The organism is Bacillus sp. OTU2372 (genome assembly GCF_038440275.1).
In the GTDB taxonomy this organism is placed as follows: Bacteria; Bacillota; Bacilli; order Bacillales; family Cytobacillaceae; genus Neobacillus; species Neobacillus bataviensis_B.
The window spans coordinates 103,664-118,921 of the sequence record NZ_JASATK010000002.1; the positions used below are offsets into that span (position 1 = coordinate 103,664).

Below are 15,258 nucleotides of genomic sequence, written 5' to 3' on the forward strand. Positions count from 1 at the left end.
GAATAACGATAATGAAAAAGAATTGCCGAAACAGGCTATACAATTAAACACCCGTTGATGAAGAATTCTAAAAAAGCGACTTTTCATAAAGAATCTTTTTTATATAATAATAAATGGTGAATAGAATGTGCTGGGGGAAACTATGGAACAGTTTACTTATCAAGTACCTAAAAAGGTGCATATTTCAACAATAATACCAATAATAAACGAACAAGGAAAAGTTGTATTCGAAATAAGAAAACAGCAACATAAATTCCTTGCACGTATCGTCCACAACTCATTACGTGGTGGCATTCCTTATAGTTATAAAATAGCTAATGGGTATGGGAAACCACTATATACTATAGACTGTGCGTTTCCTGGCATTAGGTACAAATTGACAGACCATTTATCCTCACAAACCGTGTCGATAGCTTCTCAAAGAGTTCACTTAATTGAAAAAGCGTATCATTTTAGATTAGATCACCACGAATATTTTTTTGAAAAAGATTATACGAGTGCTGGTTACTTAAAATGCAATAATAACCAAGTAGCCACTGTTTCGATACCTATTAACACAAATATTTCGTTGTTCAAAGAGTTGGAATTGGATACTATTATTATAAAATCAACGACGCAAGAAGTCGCTAGTCTTGCAGCCGTATTGTATCATACGTTTTATTATTACGGTGCTTAAAAGTAATATACAAAAATCAAACTGTTGTTCAACAAATGCCCGATAGTGGAACAAGAAAAGCCGTCAAAATGACAGCTCTTTTCCAAACTCAACGTTTTAATTGTTTATCTAAAATCATTAGAAACTTTTCTCTAGCTTTATTACTTCGAATAATCTTTTTAGTACGATTGTTGCTCTGTAAGTAACGCCTAATGTGTTTATTGGTAAAAAATAATCTGTGGTATTTCTCATCTTCGTATATCACTTTAAACCAACCTTGTGTTCGCAGTATATCAATATTCTTATCAATCTTTCTTGTATCAAGGTTGCCATCGCTAACAAAAATGGCTTCAATAAATTCTTCTAGTAGTGAGAATAAAAAGTCTAGCATTTAATCAGCACGCCCCATTAATTTCACATCAATTAACTATTGCATCGTTTAGCACAATAAAGAAACGGGATCACCGCAACCATCCCATCATTAACATAAGCCACTAGTAGCGAAAGAAGAAGAACTATATTCCTTTATTTAAACACCTTGTCTATTTCATTCCTATCGTAATCTAAAATCCAATCATTGTATTTTTCATAAATATCTCTAATTGTTTTGGGTGATGTCGCTAATAAATCACAACCTCTGTCATCGTATACGTGAAAGATAGTTTTCTTATTGATAGTTATGACGTAAACTCTATGGAAAATATTTGGCTTTAACCCTAAGTCTTGATTGCAAATTGCTTTTAACAATGGAATGTATTTAAAATCAGATGTTTTGCAGTATAGAGAAAATCTATGAGTTTTATATGTACCTTCTTCATCATCCTCTGGGAATATATAAGGCATTACTTGATGTTTCACCCTAAACAATAATGATTTTTCAACATAGCGAGAAAAGTTCTTTAACTGATGTCTAATATTTTTCCCTTTATCAAAATCATTTACATCCATCACGACAAAAAGTTCCTCTGTTGGAGAATGTAAGTCTTCGAATAAAGTAATAGCCCTTTTATAACACCCCAGTATATAAGGGTTGTCAGGATAATCATATTCTCTTTTCCACTCCACCCCTAGTTCAAAACGTATACCAATATCCCAACTATAAAACAAAGGTGGTCTAAGCTCTAAATTGGGGAAATTCTTATTCATAAAGTGGCTTAATTTCATTTCCGTACCTCCTTTATTTCCTTCATTAAACCAATCGTACTTTAACTAACCTTCCTCTTTAGCTAAATAAAAAAGAAAGACGGCCGCAGCAACCTTGTGATTAACAAAAGCTATCCGTTTGCTTAAGAACTTATCCTTTAGTTTTGCTTCTTAATTGTTTTATCAGTTCAAGTACCAGAAGGACAAATATAATTGCTCCAAATATACCGTATACATATCTGTGGTCTGTAAAATTCAATATTGATACTATCAAAGATAAAATAGCTGAAATCATTAACCTTATTTGCCCCATACTATTTCCTCTTTTCTACTCCATTTGTTAAACATTTTCCATTAAGGTTCCCAACCTCTTCTTCAAAACTATCCAGCCCTTTGCAATAAGAAAAGCTGCCTAAATGACAGCCTGATCAGTAACTCTTGCCCCCATTTGAGTTTAAGTGCAATTTTTTAAAAACTTATAGAATATGACTTATTTATTAAAGTTCTTTTTAGAAATTCAAGTAAAAATACTGATTTATGAATTTATTCAATATAATATCTTTTGCTCTTTTGTTAGGATAATAACATCATTAGGTCGGGCTACACCTGGCAAAAGAAGCGTATCCATAAAGCTATCTTTAAATGGTAAATGGTTCCACGGTCTTATCGCAAAATATGCCTCGATAAAACTTTCTAATATATGTTCTTGATATATCTTTGAACCTACTCCAGGCTTGCCACAATGTTCTATTGGAACATTTGATTTTTCTATCACTAATGAATGTTTACCTATTACTTTCCATTTGCCACTGTTTAAATCAGATATATTTTTTACTGTCAAAACCGATATAACTGTTGATTGAACTATGGCTCGTATTGGTTTAATTTCATTACTTCGACAATCAAATATTGCACAGGTAACGGATGATTTTTTATTTTGGTGCCATAATACTTGTCCATATCCAAATGTCCTATCGGATAATGGAATGGCAAATAAATCACCTTCTTGCCATTTTTGCGGTTTAGGACGTTTCCAGGTTGTCAGAACTTTTCCTGCTTCTTTGATATGTTCAGAAGTTAGTTCTTGATGAAATGGTTGTGTCGCGAATTCATTAATTATAATTGCCACTTCGAGAATACTATTACCTTGCTTTGAATTTGCACTTATAAAAACACAGCCAGATTCTGCGTCAATTTTTATTTTTTTATAGATGTCTCTATCCTTGTTTTTCAAAGTATTGCGTAATTTTTGTTCAGCTTCATAATTGATTTCTAAACCAAATTCCTCACCCAGACTTTGTGCAATCATAAAATTCGGATTAATTGCATCAGGAAGATGAATTTTAACTATTCCAATATCTAAGGTTAAATTTTCATTATCAACCATATTAGACCTCCCGACACACATATATTTATTTGATTCTATAACAACAATACGGACTAAAACTATGGGGTAAGGTTGCTCAATTATTCTGTCCGCTATAAAAAAAAGATTGTTCTAATTGAACAATCGTAACCCATTAGGAAAATAATTGTTATATTTAACAATTCTTTTTGATAGGCTTTTAATTTTGAAATTTGATTTACATTTATTTATTTAGGATGCTTAATTCCATTTTTAAATTACTTTTATAAATCTCTTTATACCCTGCTTTTCTATTCTCTAGAGGAAACTTAGAATTATTTTTTATATAGTATTTTAATTTCAGAAATGAACTAAGCGGAAATTCGTGTTCATACCACATTTCTTTGTATCCAACAATCCCATATTCATTAAGTATTCTATCTGCTTCACTCATTACTTTACTCAAAAATTCATCATATGAACACTCAGTTTGCAATATTATTTTAGGCTCGAGGGAAGAACTAACATCTTCATATTCAGTAATTTCTAATAACATTTTATCATCGCCTAAATATCGAAAATGCCATTCAGCCCCCCTTGGTTCTTCATCCCAAAAAAATTGAGCACCGTTTTCAATATATACTTCCTCTGTGTATAGTGGGTTTATATTCAAAAGTGTTTTAAGAAAATCACCTAAAGAATCAGTTAGATAACCGGCACTGAAGGAATACTTCTTTGAATTTATTTCTAATTCACATTGAGCCCATCCTGCTCCAGTTAATCGATATTGAAATTCCATCACTATTCCCCCAGAACTTTAGTGGTAAAACTCTTTAATTGAAAATCTCAGTTATTGGATTATCGCTCCCAGTAGCTCAAAAAGAATAAGGGAAAAACGCAGGTTTACAAAACAATTTGTCCATTTTCAATATCATCATCAATGGCGACTTTGTATGCACCATTGCGAATTCTGTTTAGTATTTCTTGACCTTTTTCCTGTTCACCGTTTTTATAATAAAGATGCCCCAACTGATACATCATTTGTTCTTCAATTTCTCCTTTTGGTTCATCATTTCTTAGATGTGCAATTAATGACTCGGCATCTGGAATTGATTGAAAGAAGGGGAGTATGATATTTTCAATATCCTCGACCAAAACTTTATTAAATCCTACGCCAGTCTTGAAATTATAACGATTTTCCCAATTTGATTCGAATGATTTCTGTTTTGAAATTTCAGTTGCATTCCATTCAAATTCATAATAAACAACAGAAGGTTTCTCTTGGCTATATGCTTCTAAGTAATACCAATCATCAACACTGGCGGGCAAATTATACGCCCATCTTACTACTTCTCCGAAAGAATGATCACAAATGGTTGTGTTGAGCTTATTGCTTTCCTGTATTCCAAGTGTGGTGTATAAAGAAGGAATTGCGGTACTTATGTTATAAGTAAAACTTGCAGCCGTTCGGTGATTTCCTCTTGAATATTGCACTTCGCAAATTTCAATAATCCCTTCACATTCTCGATAAAAAGTCTTTCCTTTCTGTTTAAATCCGTGCTTTTTAAAATCAGGTGTAATCACCTGTTTAAATGCATCGTGCAACATATCCTTGTAATTGTATTTTTCAATAAGTTTATTGTACTCTTCCTCATTAAAATGATTAGTCATATCCAACCTCCCTTCGAATAACAATGATTCTTTTCCATTGTGAATAAATAATTATCCGCTATTCAACCTGAACATTAGTACAAAAAGAAAACAGGATCGCCGCAGCCATCCTATCTTCAACAAAATCATTCGTTAGTGAACAAGACATTCTCTCTCTTATTTTCCTACATAATCAATTTTAATACCACTGACGCTTTCATCCATTTCGTAAGTTTCAGATTTCTTTTCATAAATAACTTGTAATTTTTTGTTGCTAAGCCATCTGATAGAGAATTCTTTATCTGACCTGAATGTATTTCCTGATATATTTTGAAAGGTATCATTCTTATTTAAAATTGTTAACTGCGGTGAAATGCCCGTTGTTGCACCACAATCTCTTGTAAAGATATATGCCACTTTTTCACCACTAGGAGAAGGGACTTTTTGTAAAATCTCATTACCACATATATCTCCAAATAATGTATCCAATAAATATTTACCAGCTACAAATAGAACAAGTATTACAATTATTGTTATCAAAATAGCTTTCAACTTATTTGTCATTAAATTCACCTGTACTTTAAAAACATACGACTTCTAATTAAAAAGGTTCCGAAACAGTCCATTTTTTTGTGGAACTAAAGACCCGTTCGTGAAAGTACATTTTTTCACAAACTCAATTTCAAAAATAAAACCCTGCTGTTTGAAGAAATAACAATAATCCCTTTAATCTCCGGCAATGGTAATGTTGTCGTACAGTTTATTACTTAAAGTTATAACTAACTCATCAATTTCACTTTTATATTTATCTGGGAGTAACTCCTTAATGGATAAAAGTTTTTTTACGAATTCATCAATTTGGAGTCTATTTAATCTAGCTACCGAACGAGCACCATAAAGAACATTATCCAAGATGATCTTCAAAATCTTTTTCAATCTTTTCAGAATAAGCCTTTTTTAGAGTCTTTGCTAAAAAAGCTGAATACAAAACAACGGAAGATTCAAAACGAACTTCAAAATGTTGATAAACAGATAAAGGAACTACGTAAGAGAAAGTTGGATTACGTCAATATGTTTAGCGACAATTTAATTTCCAAGGAAGATTTAATTGAATACAAAGAACTAACTGATCAAAGCCTAAAAGAATTAGATTTGGCTAAGACCCAGCTTGTAAAGAAACTCGAAGAATGTACAAATGAAAACTACACTCTTGAAATGGGAAAAAAGCTAAAGGATTTTCTTTCGCTTAAAGATCTTACCTCACAAGTATTACATTCACTTGTTGATAAGATTACCTGTAACAGCCAAGGTGATATTCGTATCCATTATAACTTTGTAAATCCTTTTCAGGAATAGTAAAAAAGGCAACACCCAAATGGGTTAGTTGCCTTTCTTTAAAATGAGTTGCGAGATACATTCGACGTGTGCCGTGTGCGGGAACATGTCCACTGGTTGAATATATTTCACAGCATATTTTGAACTTAAAGTTTGAATGTCCTTTGCTAAGGTAGAAGGATTGCAAGACACATAAATAAGCTTCTCTGGTTTCACCTGTAAAATGGTTTGAAGGAGTTGATTGTCTAACCCCGTTCTTGGCGGGTCGACAACAATAACATCAGGCTTCCAACCTTTTTTGACCCATTTTGGCAATACCTCTTCCGTTTTCCCAGGTACATACTTTGTATTAGTAAATCCATGTCGCTTAGCATTTTTCTTGGCATCATTAATGGATTCCGGGATGACATCCATACCGCGTACCTCTGCGGCTTGGTCTGCGAGCCATAAACCGATTGTGCCGACGCCACAATAAGCATCTACGACCTTCTCTTTTCCTGTAAGGGCAGCTGCTTTTTTTACCTCATCATAAAGCTTTACTGTTTGAATCGGATTAAGCTGAAAAAAAGTTCTTGCTGATAACTCAAATTGTAAATCTCCTAACGTTTCCTGAATGAACTCCTCCCCGGCAAGGGCAAGGGTTTCTTCGCCAAAAATAAGCGAGGTTTTTTCCCCATTTATGTTTTGTACAATGGATTTCACTTTAGGCAGCCTTCTCTGAATTTCCACTATTATAGACTCTTTCTTAGGGAGTTCTTTTTGAGTGGTGATCAGGACAACCTGAAGTTCTCCAGTTTCCACTCCTACACGTGCGACAATTGTTCTAACAATACCTTTTCTGGTTTTTTCATTATAAATAGGAACCTGCAAGTCTTGGAGAATGGATTTTACTGTTGTAACAGCCTCATTGGTCTGTGAATGCTGTACTGCACAATGTTCAATATCGATGAGCTGGTGTGAGTTCATCCCGTATAATCCGGCTAACACCTTGCCATTTTTCTGCGCTACCTGGAAGCTGCTTTTATTCCGATAGCCCCAAGGATTTTCCATTCCAATTGTTTCGCAGATATCGAGTTGGTTCACATTCAACTTTGTATGCCGTTCTAGTGATTGAATAATAATATCCCGTTTTTCTTTTAACTGCTGACCATATTGCAAATGCTGAAGCTGACATCCGCCGCATTGCTCATAAAACGGACATGGCGGCTGAACACGATGCGGTGATTTAACACGAATTTTTTTAATCTTCGCTTCAGCAAATTTAGGATTGATTTTGGTTGCCTCAACGACTACCTCTTCTCCAGGCAGGGCACCGGGAACAAAGACGACCTGCTTTTTAAAATACCCCACGCCTTCCCCATTGATTCCGAGCCTTTTGATTGTTAAAGGAAAGGTTTGTTTCAATTGTATTTTTATACCTTGTTCGGTTTTCATTTTGCTCACTCCAAATTTTTCAAAAGCTTGAGTTGTATTATAGCATGATTCATGGTGAAAAGCCGAATTCTGTTGAATCCGACCTTTCATTATATCACATAGATTTGAATATAAAATCAGGATGGCTCTACAAAACGGTTGTCAATAACATGCCCTTCCTCCGCAAATTTATATACAAGCTCATGCTTTAAATTTAAAGGTGGCCATTCAAAACCAGTTTTGTTATGTTAAGAAAAGGAAGATGGACGGCAAGTTGCCGTCCATTATTTTAAGTCTTATCCACGATGCTCAAATGTTTTACAAGCGGTTTCCTCTACCGTATCAGCCTCTCTGCTGCTGTTGGGACCGATGACATAGATTGAATCTGCAACACATTGGTCACCTTCTGCCCAATACTTGCAATTCTCAACATTACATTTTACTTCCAATCTCATGAAGTATCCCCCTCTAAAAAAGTTGTATTATACAGATACCCCTTTTAGAAAGAGATGAAACACATACTTATTACTTAGGTTTCGGAAAATCATCGAGGCTTTTGAATTTGTAGCCTTTCTTTTTCAAATCCTTAATCGCCTGTTCGAGTGCATCTGCGTTATCTTTTGAAATAGAATGAAGCAGGATTACGCATCCGGGATGGATTTGCTTCATGATATTGTTGTAGGAATATTGCCAGCCTTTTTGTTGATTCACATTCCAGTCAACAAAGGCAAGCGACCAAAAGACATGGGTGTAGCCCTCTTCCTTCGCAATTTGCAGCGTTCTTTCACTGAAAACACCGCGTGGCGGACGTAGATACTTCATTTCCTTTTGCCCTGTTACTTCTTTTGCTTTAACCTTAACTTTTTGAAGCTCCTCCCGGATTTTTGCATCACCGACGGCTGTAAAATCTGGATGGCTCCAGGAATGATTGCCGATGATATGTCCTTCTTTTACCATTTGTTTGGAAAGCTCAGGCTGCGAATTTAAAAAGTGGCCTGTTACAAAAAAGGCAGCTGGCACTTTTTCCTTTTTCAAGACTTCAAAAATTTTTGGCATGTAGCCATTTTCATACCCGCTGTCAAAGGTCAAATACAAGACTTTGGATTTCGGGTCTCCTTTATAAAAGGCACCGTATTTGGCGAGAATCTGGTCATACTGGGCTCCTGCTTCCGGCGGAATCTCATTTTGGGCTTTTTTAAACCCCCAGTTTATTGGCTGATTGGATACTGCTGCATATGTACTTGTTGGGAGTAGTAAGCACATGATCGTAAGAAAAGTGATTAAGCGTTTCATCCATGTTCCCCCTATGTTTATTTATTTTAGTGTTTGTTATTTAAGGGGAAAGGATAATTAGTATTTAAAGGAAATCTTTAGGCTGATGGTAGACACGACCTTTTTTCGTTCCTATTGATGGTAAATTTAGCAATTCTAGTTGATAGGAAGAAGCCCTTCTTGTGGGTAATTGTAGAAATTCTCGTAGTTCCGAATTTGTAATTGAGGTGTTAATGAGAAGAAAATAGTCATTAATCGCTTCAAGGCTGCCTTCTTTAGATATTTTGTGACAAACTGAGCATATCCATTTGTTTCTATTGTAGTCCATAGGTATAAACAAACAGTCTGAACATCGAACCCCTGGTAAAATATCAGTTCTATCTATACCCAACGTTTTTAAGAAGTTGGATCTAAATGGTGTATGTTTACTTAAAAGTAGTCTTTTTATCTTTCCAATCGTTTTTTGATCGACTTTATCCTTAGAGTAGTATTTCTCAATTTCATCTATTTTCTTCAAAAGGTTGCTAGCTTTACAAATCTTTTTTTCTGCCTCATGATATCCATTAGCAATTTTAATTTCTGAAGATGAATTAGTGAAAACGACTACAGTTTCGATCGGAATGGGGGGAATTTGATATTTCAGAAAAAAATATTGTAAAAGTATTTTATGTCGATTAACCTGTGCAATTGGATTATCATAAACAACTTTTGTATGATTAATCTCTTGGGTTAACTGCTGTTTTTCTAAAGTAAGTGTACCGGAGTAGTTTTTTGACTCTAAGAGAATGATTAGTTTTGGGGAAAGAAGGTGAGCATCCATTTGGAAGAAAGAATCTCTTGCAGGAAGTCGGAGACCGTGAAAAATATGATAATTTTTTTCGGGGAGTAACCCTAGAAAGTAATGTAAAGTCTTCTCTCCTTTATATCCTGACGCTAATTTCCTGATTTTCAACTCCACTTCTGCCATCATTGGATGGTTACTTGGCAATCTTCTTTGAGCAGCTTCTGCCTGTTTTAATGTTATGGGTTTAATTAAAGGTAAATCAAACAAATTTTCCCCTCCTTTAGCTAATTTATTGTCTATTTCGACACCTTTTATAAGAATTCCTGCTCCTTTTATTCTGATCAATATTGCTTTAATGCTTTATTAACAAATTTATGGTCTTTATTAACAAAAATTTGAGGAAATTAACAAATTTTGTATTGATATTAACAAAATTTGATTGGATATTAACAAATTTCAGGATATATTAACAAAACCCCCAACAACACAAAAAAAGAGACAGGCGCACCACACACGCCTATCCCTCCAAGCCAATATTATTTAAAAACCGGCTCCTTAAACTGAGCTAATTTCTCCAATGAAGACTTATCTACATCAGCATGCAAACTGTTACCATGCGAATCCATCGTTACAACAGCAGTAAAGCCTTCCACTCGCAAGTGCCACATCGCTTCTGGAATACCAAACTGCATTAAATCAACGCCCTCTACGCCTTTAATACAATCCGCATAATACTGAGCTGCCCCACCGATTGCGTTCAAATAAACCCCGCCATGCTCTTTCAACGCTGCCAATGTTTTCGGACCCATTCCGCCCTTACCAATCACAGCCCGGATACCAAACTTCTTCATGATATCACCTTGATAAGGCTCCTCACGAATACTCGTTGTCGGACCAGCAGCTTTGACATGCCACTCGCCATTTTCGTCCTTCAACATAACCGGACCGCAATGATAAATCACCTGACCATTCAAATCAACCGGTGCCTCATGGTCACTTAAATACTTATGAATCGCATCACGGCCGGTGTACATTAATCCATTAATTTGGACAACGTCGCCAACCTTTAACGAACGAATCTTTTCCTCTGTAATCGGTGCCTCTAACGTAATAACATCAGAGGATGATGAAGCTGCAGCTGTTTCCTTTTCAGCTTCCGTTTCTGCAAAATCAATGAACTCACCTTCTTGGTATGCCCACTCTTTAATCTCACCCGTTTCAGCATCCACACTCACACCTAAACGGCGGAAAGCCCAGCAGTTATAAGCAACGGAAACGTAGAAGCTGGCTGGAATACGATTCATGACGCCTACTTTACATCCTAAAAGGGTCGCTTCTCCACCGAAGCCCATCGTCCCAATTCCTAATTTATTCGCATTTTCCATTACATACTCTTCTAGCTTGCGAAGATCCTCGTTTGGATTGACATCCTCAACCGAACGGAATAATTGCTCTTTGGCTAAATCATAACCTGATGAACGATCACCGCCGATTCCTACACCAATAAAACCGGCGCTGCAGCCTTGGCCTTGTGCTTGGTAAACCGAATGCATGATGCATTTGCGGATCCCATCAAGGTCACGTCCTGCACGGCCAAGCCCTTCTAATTCACATGGGAGGCTGTATTGAATGTTTTTGTTCTCACAACCGCCGCCTTTTAATATCAGACGCACGTCAATATAGTCTTTTTCCCATTGGTCGAATTTGATGACCGGTACGCCGGCGCCAAGGTTATCGCCGCTATTTTCACCTGTTAAAGAATCAACCGAGTTTGGACGCAATTTACCTTCTTTTGTCGCAAGAACAATGGCATTTCTAATGGCCTCTTTAATTTCTAATTGGTTAACGCCCACAGGTGTCTTAATTTTAAAGGTTGGCAGGCCCGTATCTTGACAGATTGGCGATACCTGATCGTCAGCCATTTTAATATTATTGGTGATCGTGGCAAGACTCATGGCAGCACTTGTTCCTGCATTTTCTTTTTGCTTTGCAGCTAATACAGCACGGCGAACGTCTTTCGGAAGTTTAGTTGATGTTTCAACAATTAGCTCGTACATGCTTTCTTGAAGTTTTTCAATATTCAATTCGAGTACCCCTTTCCCTTTGTTCCCCAATTTTCATCTATTTTCAATTTTACAACTTTTTGTACGCTTACATTATACTCCTATAATCACTCAAATTAAAGGATAAGCTTGCTATTGGCAACATGTACAAGTCATAAAAAAGGCCTGTTATTTAAACAGACTCACTTACTTCACGGTTATTAAATTCACGGCACTTAGTCTCCATATCATCCAGCATCGCGATTAAACGGTCGATATCCTCTAAATCAGCATCTTCAGGGTCGATCGCATCAAGTACATCAATAAACATGTTTAAACGGTGTTTTAAAAAATCGACTTGCGTATTTTTATTTTGAATTGGGCTGCCCAAATGATCCACTCCTTTCATTACCGTTCCATCCTATCGAAATATAGGAACTTTGGCAATGGGTTAATCCTATTTTGCCCATTATTATTGAAAAAAGAACCCCTCAGTTTTGAGGAGTCCTGAAAATTTTCGTTATCTTGGCCGTTCCGAAGCCGCAAAACCAAAGGATACATAATCCTGAACAGGGATCCATGCACCAATGCCTTGAGAAGTAACGTTCTTGATAACAATAAACTTCTTACTTCCTTTAAGCATCAAATAGACTTCCCCGTAGGTTACCTTTCCTTTTTCATTCACCCCTGGGGCATAGGCATATAAGTAGCCTAAGCGATTTGGAGGAATGTTGTAGATATGGTCGTTCTTTGTCCCTGTACCAATTATCGTTTCAAAAGCAAGAGGAAGATTAGTCTTTTCCATAGCCTTTAACAGCATCATCTTTTTTACTTCCTCGGCATTTGGGATTTTGGATGTCAGACCGCCTCGAATTACCTTCTGTGATTCCTGCACATATTTGATTTGAAACGGCGTCTTGCCGCCGCGATTATCGAAATAATTGGTGTTAATTTTTTGATACTCCCAGTTAGGGGAGGTTTCAGATGATTCGTAGTTTAATGGCCACTGTCCAAGATAGATAATGGCTCGGTATCCGAGAGCAAACGGAGTGCTGTTAATGCTTGACTCATTGAGCATCCGAATGAGATCAGGATTTTGAATTTTAACTCTTGATGAATTAATGAGCTTTTTGGTCAAATCACTTGGCTGCAGTAACGGTAAATCCTGGGTTGAATTCGGATACGTATTTTCTTTTGAAATATTACGAACAGACGGTGGAACTTGATATTTTACTGCGTTTTGTTTTACCGGGGCTTTTTGAGCCAAAGCTGACGGGATAAAGGATAACATTAATAGAAATGTCATAAGTAAAGAAACATTTTTCTTCACGGGTTGGAACTCCTTTCACTAAGAACATTAATCAGTCTGCTACTAGTTTTTTCGGAGTTCCCTCATATTATCCATTTCCCTCTAAGACTTTTTTTACCTAACCTATGAAAATTTCGTTTGCAATCGTTGCATAAATTTTTCAAAAGAGGGAAAAAACAATTGGATTGCCGGTCCTACTGTAAACGTGATGATAATCGTTCCATACGAAATAGGTCCATTTAGGAAAAAAGCCGGGATTAAAGCGGTAATTTCACCGATTGTTTTCGCTAGCATTAAATTCACACGGAACCGTTCTTTAATCGCTAACATAAAATTGTCAATCGGGCTTTGAGGAAACTTAGCCTGTAAATAGATGGAGGCCCCAAATCCGATAATTAAAATTCCTACCAATAACATTGCCAGTTTAGCAAGTAACTGCTCTACATCAAATAAATTAAATACAGTGTCAAGCCAAAAATCCACTAACAAACCAATGACAATAATCGTCAGAAGTGATAGAATGTCCGGCCTTCTTTTGACTAATAGGGCATTAACAAGGACTAAAATGGCGCCATCTATCATAACCCATTTTCCTACAGATAGCCCCACTCTTTCTGTCAGGGCCACATTTAAAGCATCCCATGCGCCCACTCCAATATCAGCAACCTTGATTGTCATACATACCCCAAAGGTCATGATTGCTAACCCGATTATAAAAAATAATAACCTTATAGTAAATTTCATTTCTCGCTCCTTATGTTCTGGTTCAGAAGTAACATAATTGTAATAATCTGATTATTTACAAAACTTTAACTAGGATTTATAATAAACTTAACCTTTTAAAAAGGAGGGCAGTAATCAATCGGCTTACAATTTATTTTGACTAAGGAGGTTGGGATTCCCGTCTTATATGAAATTCAACACTCGTGTTTTTCTAATGATTTCCACTAAACATGAAGGTTGGTGATTGATGGCCCCACGAAATGAAAACGATTGATTTAGAACCCTAAAAATAGTGCTGTATCATTATAGCATATAGAAACAGCTTTACCGTACATTGAAAAAGTTAATTAGAAACCTCGGACGATTGGCGAGCCCAAAAGGGCGAAGACAGAGGCGTAGTTGCAATTATGCCTGTTAGGAAAGTATATACTTCTCCTTCGGCTGAAAAAAGGAGACTCTATACCATTTGGCATAGAGTCTTTTCTATTTTTATAGTAAGAAAAATCCAATCCCCATAATGACATAGGCAGCTAGTAACGTTAATCCTTCAAACCAGTTGGATTCTCCATCGTTTGAAATCACTACCATCAATAAGACAGATGAAACCATGGCGATTAATTCCTGCCAGCTAAAAATAAGAGGCATCGAAGTTTCAAACAGGAGTGAAATTAGTACTAACACAGGCAAAACAAACATCGCAACTTGTAGAGTAGAGCCAATCGCGATTTCAACAGAGATATCCATTTTATTTTTATAGGCCATTAACACGGCTGAAGCGTGTTCTGCGGCGTTCCCGACTATAGCGACAATGATTACCCCAATAAATAAATCTGACCAGCCAAATCTCTCCCCAACATATTCAAAGGTATGAACAAGATGCTCAGATATATATGCGACAGCAATGGTCGCGATAAGGAGAACAGCGATTGCTTTCCCTTTGCTCCATTCTGGAATCTCTTCCTCGTGGGCATCTTTAGGGGCTGCTGATTGATATACTCCGCGATGGGTAACCAGCTTAAAGAATAGGGCAGATAAATAAAGGAGAATTAAAATCACAGATGTCCCTATGCTTAATGTTAACGTACTGGACTCATTCATGTTGATAGAAAACACTTCCGGAATTACAAATGCAATCATGACCGCGAACATTAGCAATCCGGAGTTATGTCTGGCATCATATACATTGAATTCCTGGCGCTTAAATTTTAATCCGCCAACGAAGAATGAAAGTCCCGCAACAAGGAGTAAGTTCCCTAAAACCGACCCGGTTAACGAGGCTAGAACCACTTCAACCAGTCCAGCCTTTAAGGCAAAGATGGAAATAATCAGCTCAACTGCATTTCCGAAGGTTGCATTTAATAGTCCGCCAATCCGAGGACCGGCCACAATGGCAAGGCTCTCCGTTGCCCTGCCCATAAAGCTTGATAAGGAAATGATTGTTAAACAATACAGGATAAATAAGATTATGTTCGACCAATGCATCATTGTACCAATTACAGACACCGGCACCCCAATGAATGTCATTAGCATAAAAACTTTATTCGTCAACGTGTTCCCTCCAGTTTGCTCGTGCTTTTTCTTCTATAA

General features: G+C 36.5%; 17 protein-coding genes. 2 read left to right on the forward strand and 15 right to left on the reverse strand.

The genetic code is table 11. From position 1 onward, the window contains the following. The first annotated feature begins 142 nt into the window (after positions 1–142). The gene (locus tag AAHB15_RS05440; protein WP_342041935.1) at positions 143–676 is read left to right on the forward strand and encodes a tubby C-terminal domain-like protein; all 534 of its coding nucleotides are present in this window, start codon (positions 143–145) and stop codon (positions 674–676) included. An 88-nt stretch (positions 677–764) separates the two neighbouring features. Here AAHB15_RS05440 and AAHB15_RS05445 read toward each other — a convergent pair whose 3' ends face one another. The 6 genes from AAHB15_RS05445 to AAHB15_RS05470 form a co-directional block, all read right to left on the reverse strand. After that, positions 765–1,046 (reverse strand): hypothetical protein, encoded by a 282-nt coding sequence (locus AAHB15_RS05445; protein ID WP_342041936.1) that lies wholly within the window; start codon positions 1,044–1,046, stop codon positions 765–767. Positions 1,047–1,180: 134 nt separating this feature from the next. Then, on the reverse strand, positions 1,181–1,801 hold the full coding sequence (locus tag AAHB15_RS05450) for a DUF3885 domain-containing protein (protein WP_342042123.1): 621 nt from the start codon (positions 1,799–1,801) through the stop codon (positions 1,181–1,183). Positions 1,802–2,345: 544 nt separating this feature from the next. Then, a complete protein-coding gene (locus tag AAHB15_RS05455) occupies positions 2,346–3,185 on the reverse strand; it encodes an Imm26 family immunity protein (RefSeq protein ID WP_342041937.1) in 840 nt (279 codons plus the stop codon). A 202-nt stretch (positions 3,186–3,387) separates the two neighbouring features. Further along, complete coding sequence (locus tag AAHB15_RS05460; RefSeq protein WP_342041938.1) at positions 3,388–3,942, reverse strand: hypothetical protein; 555 nt, start codon at positions 3,940–3,942, stop codon at positions 3,388–3,390. 104 nt (positions 3,943–4,046) lie between these two features. Continuing rightward, positions 4,047–4,814 carry a DUF4304 domain-containing protein gene (locus tag AAHB15_RS05465; protein ID WP_342041939.1) on the reverse strand — a complete coding sequence of 256 codons (768 nt, stop codon included), beginning with the start codon at positions 4,812–4,814 and terminating at the stop codon, positions 4,047–4,049. Between the two features lie 156 nt (positions 4,815–4,970). After that, positions 4,971–5,357 carry a DUF5412 family protein gene (locus AAHB15_RS05470; protein ID WP_342041940.1) on the reverse strand — a complete coding sequence of 129 codons (387 nt, stop codon included), beginning with the start codon at positions 5,355–5,357 and terminating at the stop codon, positions 4,971–4,973. Positions 5,358–5,864: 507 nt separating this feature from the next. Between AAHB15_RS05470 and AAHB15_RS05475 the strand changes: the two genes are divergently transcribed. Next, positions 5,865–6,149, forward strand: coding sequence for a hypothetical protein (locus AAHB15_RS05475; protein ID WP_342041941.1), 285 nt, complete (start codon positions 5,865–5,867; stop codon positions 6,147–6,149). Between the two features lie 24 nt (positions 6,150–6,173). Here the strand turns inward: AAHB15_RS05475 and rlmD are convergent, their stop codons facing one another. The 9 genes from rlmD to cax form a co-directional block, all read right to left on the reverse strand. Then, positions 6,174–7,562: a 23S rRNA (uracil(1939)-C(5))-methyltransferase RlmD gene (rlmD, locus tag AAHB15_RS05480; RefSeq protein WP_342041942.1), complete on the reverse strand. Its 1,389-nt coding sequence runs from the start codon at positions 7,560–7,562 to the stop codon at positions 6,174–6,176. A gap of 275 nt (positions 7,563–7,837) precedes the next feature. Beyond that, positions 7,838–7,996 carry a DUF1540 domain-containing protein gene (locus AAHB15_RS05485; protein ID WP_144567298.1) on the reverse strand — a complete coding sequence of 53 codons (159 nt, stop codon included), beginning with the start codon at positions 7,994–7,996 and terminating at the stop codon, positions 7,838–7,840. A 70-nt stretch (positions 7,997–8,066) separates the two neighbouring features. Continuing rightward, a complete protein-coding gene (pdaA, locus tag AAHB15_RS05490; RefSeq protein ID WP_342041943.1) occupies positions 8,067–8,834 on the reverse strand; it encodes a delta-lactam-biosynthetic de-N-acetylase in 768 nt (255 codons plus the stop codon). Positions 8,835–8,898: 64 nt separating this feature from the next. Further along, positions 8,899–9,864, reverse strand: coding sequence for a nuclease-related domain-containing protein (locus AAHB15_RS05495; RefSeq protein ID WP_342041944.1), 966 nt, complete (start codon positions 9,862–9,864; stop codon positions 8,899–8,901). A 269-nt stretch (positions 9,865–10,133) separates the two neighbouring features. Then, entirely contained in the window at positions 10,134–11,681 is a 1,548-nt protein-coding gene (locus AAHB15_RS05500) for a fumarate hydratase (RefSeq protein ID WP_335572652.1), read from the reverse strand. A gap of 151 nt (positions 11,682–11,832) precedes the next feature. After that, entirely contained in the window at positions 11,833–12,030 is a 198-nt protein-coding gene (locus AAHB15_RS05505) for an SE1561 family protein (protein WP_342042124.1), read from the reverse strand. A 129-nt stretch (positions 12,031–12,159) separates the two neighbouring features. After that, entirely contained in the window at positions 12,160–12,969 is an 810-nt protein-coding gene (locus AAHB15_RS05510) for a YfkD famly protein (RefSeq protein ID WP_144567294.1), read from the reverse strand. Between the two features lie 102 nt (positions 12,970–13,071). Further along, positions 13,072–13,692: a YczE/YyaS/YitT family protein gene (locus tag AAHB15_RS05515; RefSeq protein ID WP_335572651.1), complete on the reverse strand. Its 621-nt coding sequence runs from the start codon at positions 13,690–13,692 to the stop codon at positions 13,072–13,074. A gap of 468 nt (positions 13,693–14,160) precedes the next feature. Further along, positions 14,161–15,219 (reverse strand): calcium/proton exchanger, encoded by a 1,059-nt coding sequence (gene cax, locus AAHB15_RS05520; protein WP_144567292.1) that lies wholly within the window; start codon positions 15,217–15,219, stop codon positions 14,161–14,163. Positions 15,220–15,258 lie beyond the last annotated feature (39 nt).